The sequence below is a fragment of the Streptomyces solincola genome (genome assembly GCF_002982015.1).
Classification (GTDB): domain Bacteria; phylum Actinomycetota; class Actinomycetes; order Streptomycetales; family Streptomycetaceae; genus Streptomyces; species Streptomyces solincola.
This window is the reverse complement of sequence record NZ_PVLV01000546.1, coordinates 1-4750: the sequence shown is the minus strand read 5'-3', so window position 1 is coordinate 4750 and position 4750 is coordinate 1. Positions and strand designations below refer to the sequence as shown.

The window sequence follows — 4750 nt, the reverse complement described above, 5'->3', positions numbered from 1 at the left end:
CCTCATGCGCGCGCCCCCTCAGGAGCCCTGGGGCTGGCGGGCGTCGCCCGTGGACAGCCGGGGGCCGGTGGGGAGGAAGGCGGACCAGGCGGCGGGGACGGGCAGCGCCTGCACGTCCTTGTAGCCGAGGCGGTTCTGGGCCTGCTGGGCCTCGGCCGCTTGGGCCTCCTCGTCCCCGCCGGACCTGGGCGCGCCGATGCCGGCGTCGTCGGTGGCCATGTCGCCGTTGGACTGCAGGGCGTAGCGCAGTCCGGTGTCGGTGACCAGGAAGAGAAAGCCGGCGTCGGTGCGCTTGCCGGTGAACTGGCGGTACATCTGCCCGGACCCAGGGGTGACGTAGGCGCTGGAGGAGCCGGTCTGGAGCGGGGCGGGGAAGTCGTCGCCGGCCCAGGTGCTCAGGGTGGTGGAGCCGTTGTCGCGGTCCACCGCGCGCAGGACGTTGCAGACGGTGTTGCGGCTGCCCTCGGCGGTGGACGCCTCGTTGACGGGGTCGGGGGCCGAGTCGGGCCAGTGCAGGTCGGCGTCGAACGCCTTCTCCGGCTTGATGGCGAAGCCGCTGACCTCGGCGGCGCGGCCGCCCTGGCCGACGTCGACGGACTGGGGGCCGTTGAGCAGGAGCTTGGCGGTGAAGTCGGAGACGGGGGCGACGCGGTCGGCGAGCACCACGTAGGACTGGCGGCGGGTGCCGTCGGAGGCGGTGAGGACCATCCCGACCTTCGACTGCTTCGGGGTGAGGCCACCGGGGACGGAGGCGTCCGCGCCGGGGGTGCCGGGGATGGTGGGGAAGGCGATCTCGTCGCCCTGGTGGAGGGTCTTGAGCCAGTCGTCGGAGACGCGCTGGGGGGTGCGGCCCTGGCCGACGAGCAGGCGCAGGAGCGGTTCGTCCTGTTCGACGGGGTACGCGGTGCCGCCGGCGTCGACGATCCGGCGGACCTTGTCGGGGCCCTGGACGTAGAGGAGTTCGCCGCCGGTGAGGCGGTCGCGGTCGTCGGTGCGGCGTTCGTCGCGCGGGGCGAAGACGAAGGCGGCCTTCTGGATGGCCCGGCCCCCCTGGCCGGGCCGCTCGCACACGGCCCACCGCTTGGCCTTGCCGGCCTCCTTGGGGTCGGGCAGGCGGTCGGGGGCGTAGGGGATGCCGAGGGTCGCGCCGTGCGGGATCCTGCCGCTGTCGAGGACGGACTCGTCGACGTTGACGACCTTGCCGCCGTTCTGCTTGAGCAGCAGCTTGGCGGAGGACATGTTGAGCACCGGGTGGAGCTGGGTGCGGTCCCCGGTGCGCAGCACCACGTACCGGGTCGTCGACTTGCTGGCGATGATGACGTTCTCGCCGGGGGCGTCCCACCGCTGCGGGGCGACCGGCTTGAACATCCCCCACGCGGCGAACACCGCGAGCACCACGATGGCGACGATGGCGCCGGGCAGCACGCCGCGCAGCGGGCGGGGCGCGCCCTCCTCGGAGCCGCCGGGGTTCGGCTGCACGAACTGCGCGACCAGCCGCCGCTTCGCGAACGTGTAGGCGTTCAGTTCATCGCGTCGCGATGCCATGTGTCCCTTGTTCCTCTCCCCGTCGGACGGCCTGATGTCCCCGCGTACGCGCGGGAGTTCACGAGGCGGTGTGGCGGTCCGGCGGCCCGCGGCGGGTGCCGCCGCGGCCCGGACGCCCGTCGTGCCGCCCCTACTATGCCTGCCGCCGAACAGGGGACCGCGCTCAGGTAGGGTGATCGGCCGATGAGCGGACGGGGCCCGGTGAGCACGCGGGCTCGACAGACGCAGAGGGTTGCTGAGGGGGCCAGGCGGCGATGGGCACGGCGGCGACGCGTACACGTGAGGGGCGTTCCGGCGGCCGAAGGCCCGGTGGTCCCGGCGAGCGGTCCGGCCCTGCGCCCGCCCGGGGCGGAGCCCCGGCGTCCACCGCGCTGCGGCCGCTGCCGGGGTCCGGCAAGCTGGGCCCGGTCGAGCTGCGGCAGTTGGTATTGATCGAACTGGCCCTGGCCCTGGTGGCGGTGGGTCTGGCGGCCGGCGGCCCCTGGCTGGCGGCCGCCGCGACGGTGGCCGTCCTGCTGCTCCTGCTCGCGGTGATCCGCCGCCGGGGACGCCTGCTGCCGGACTGGCTGGCCTCCTCCTCGGCGCTGCGCGCCCGGCGCAGGTCCGCGCGCCCGGCCGGGCCGGACACCGACGCCTCGCTGGCCGTGGTGGCCGAGAGCCTGCCGGGCTTCGGCCCGTACCCGTACGTCGACCGCGAGCGCCGCACGGTGGGCATGCTCGGCGACGGGGCGTTCCTGACCGCGGTGGTGCGGATCGAGGCGAGCGGGCGCGCGCTGCGCCCGGCGTCCGGTTCGCGCGCCCTGCCGCTGTCCGTGCTGGGCGGGACGCTGGAAGTGGACGACATCCGGCCGGAGTCGGTCCAGCTGCTCCAGCAGGTCCGGCCGGCGCCGGCCCCGCACCTGCCGCAGCAGTCGGTGGCCCGGCTGTCGTACGCCCCGCTCCAACAGAGCACCGGCGCGCCCGCGCTGCGGGTGACCTGGGTGGCGGTGAAGCTCGACCCCGAGCTGTGCCGGGAGGCGATCGCGGCCCGCGGCGGCGGCCTGGCGGGCGCCCAGCGGTGTCTGGTGCGGCTGGCGGACCACGTGGCCAGCCGGCTGTCGGGGGTCGGTTTCCAGGCCGTCGTCCTGGACCAGGAGGAGCTGAACACCGCGGTGGCGATGGCGGCCTGCGCGAGCCCCCGGCTGGCCGGGCGTGCGGAGCGCGCGGACGGCTCGGCGCAGCGCCGGACGGCCGAGACGGCCCGGGTGTGGCGCTGCGACGACCGCTGGCACACGACGTACGCGGTGGGCCGCTGGCCGGAGTTGGGCCGTGCGGCGACTCCGCTGCCGGCCCTGGTGTCGCAGTTGACGTCCGTCCCGGCGTACGCGACGACGCTGTCCGTGACGCTGCGGCGCGGCGCCCGCCAGGGCACCGTGGAGGTGGCCGGGCACATCCGGGTGACCGGCGGTTCGGACTCCGAACTGGTCGGGGGGCGGCGGGCGCTGGAGGCTGCCGCGCGCTCCGCCAAGGTGGGGCTGCTGCGGCTGGACCGGGAGCAGTTGCCGGGTGCGCTGGCGACGCTGCCGCTGGGAGGGGCGCGATGAGGGGACGTACGGCCACGGGTGCGGCGGGCGCGGCGGGCCCGGTGCGCGGTGCGCGCGGGCTGTTCCGGTCCCGGCACGCCGGGCACTTCCTGCCGGCGGACCATCTCAGCGCGCTGTCCATGCCGGTCGGCGACGACGGGGTGGTGATCGGTGACGACGGGCAGGGCCGGCCGCAGATGATCGGCTTCCACCGGGCGACGCCGTACGACGTGCTGCTGATCGGCGGGTTGTGGACGGCGCAGGTGCTCGCCCTGCGGGCGGCCGGCACCGGGGCGCGGGTCGCCGTGGAGACGGGCCGTGCGCGGGAGTGGACCACGCTCGCCCAGACCGCGGGTGCGGGCCTGGAGTGCATCACCCTGCACGAGGTGGGCCGGGTGCCTCCGCTCGGCGCGACGGTGAGCAGTCCGGTCGTGGTGGTCCGCGACTGCGGGATGCGGCCGCCGCGCGGCCGGGTGGTGTCCTCGCCGTGGCAGTCGGTGCTGACGTTGCTGCCGTATCTGAGCCCGGTGGCGCCGCGGTTGATGCGGGCGGCGTCCCTGGTGGGGGTGCAGCGGGTCTCGCCGCAGGAGAGCGAGGAGATCGGCCGGGTGCTCGGGCTGACCAGGATGGAGACCGAGGCGCTGCCGACGCTGGCGGACGGGGTCACCCTGTGGTGCGCGGGCCGGGAGCGCCACTGGGTGGTCACCGCCCCCACGGACGCGGAGTCCGGACTGCTGGGCGTGCCCCGGCGGATGGACTGAGGGCCGGGGCAGGACCGGGGGCGGCTCCGCGCCGGGCGGACCCGGACGGGACCGGAGGCGGTTCCCGAAGCGGACCCGGACAGGACCGAGCGGACAGGGTCGGACGGACCGAACCGGACGGACCGGACGGCGTGCTGCGGGCCAGGTCCGGAGGATGCCGGATCGTCCGTGCGCCGGGCCCGGCTCACCTAGGATTGCGGTCGGTGACGCGGTGCGACCGGTCGGCGGGGACGAAGCGCCGGGAGCGGGCATCCGGCCCGTCGGCGCACCGGTCCGACGCGACGGAAGGAGCCCCGATGGGCAGCGCGCAGGAGAAGGACGAGCTGTACGCCCTGGACATCTCCGGTGTGGAGTGGATCGGCGCCCCGGGGACCAGCCCGGACGAGGAGCGCGTGGAGATCGCCCATCTTCCCGGCGGGGCGGTGGCCATGCGGTCCTCGCTGGACCATGACACGGTGCTGCGGTACACCGAGGCCGAGTGGCAGGCGTTCGTACTCGGGGCCCGGGACGGCGAGTTCGACCTGGAGTGACCCCGTACGGCCCGAACTGCCCGAATCGCTCCGCCGGTTCGGGTGGACGGTACGGGGCTGCCGACCGGTCCCGGCCGCCGTCTAGGGTGGATCGCGGGGCCGGCCCCATGTCGACCAGACCCGCCGGCCCGGACGCGGGTGCTCGACCACCAGGAGGCAAAGTGAACGGCGATCGCGACGACATCCACGGGAGCTGGAGTCCTCCCGTCGACGAGTCCGACGCGGATCCTGCCGAGGTGACGGGCGAGTTCACCATCGACTACACCCCGCCCGCCTGGTACACGCAGAACGCGGCCGAGAACCCGCCGCCCGCCGTGCCGCCGGCCGGCCCCGCCGGGTCCCTGCCGCCCCC

At 75.5% G+C, this 4750-nt stretch carries 5 protein-coding genes; 4 read left to right on the top strand and 1 reads right to left on the bottom strand.

The features are described 5' to 3' along the window. Positions 1 to 18: 18 nt before the first annotated feature. On the bottom strand, positions 19 to 1545 hold the full coding sequence (eccB, locus tag C6N75_RS26850) for a type VII secretion protein EccB (RefSeq protein ID WP_105871463.1): 1527 nt from the start codon (positions 1543 to 1545) through the stop codon (positions 19 to 21). Positions 1546 to 1799: 254 nt separating this feature from the next. On the opposite strand from eccB, the gene eccE reads away from it, so the two are divergent. The 4 genes from eccE to C6N75_RS26830 all read left to right on the top strand — a co-directional run. After that, positions 1800 to 3128 carry a type VII secretion protein EccE gene (eccE, locus tag C6N75_RS26845; RefSeq protein ID WP_181160633.1) on the top strand — a complete coding sequence of 443 codons (1329 nt, stop codon included), beginning with the start codon at positions 1800 to 1802 and terminating at the stop codon, positions 3126 to 3128. Next, a complete protein-coding gene (locus C6N75_RS26840) occupies positions 3125 to 3868 on the top strand; it encodes a hypothetical protein (RefSeq protein ID WP_105871462.1) in 744 nt (247 codons plus the stop codon). Before eccE ends, C6N75_RS26840 begins: the two co-directional genes overlap by 4 nt. 296 nt (positions 3869 to 4164) lie before the next feature. Continuing rightward, the gene (locus C6N75_RS26835) at positions 4165 to 4398 is read left to right on the top strand and encodes a DUF397 domain-containing protein (protein ID WP_105871461.1); all 234 of its coding nucleotides are present in this window, start codon (positions 4165 to 4167) and stop codon (positions 4396 to 4398) included. Between the two features lie 161 nt (positions 4399 to 4559). After that, positions 4560 to 4750 (top strand): SCO5717 family growth-regulating ATPase (locus C6N75_RS26830; RefSeq protein WP_146132687.1); only part of this gene is annotated, 191 nt, incomplete at its 3' end.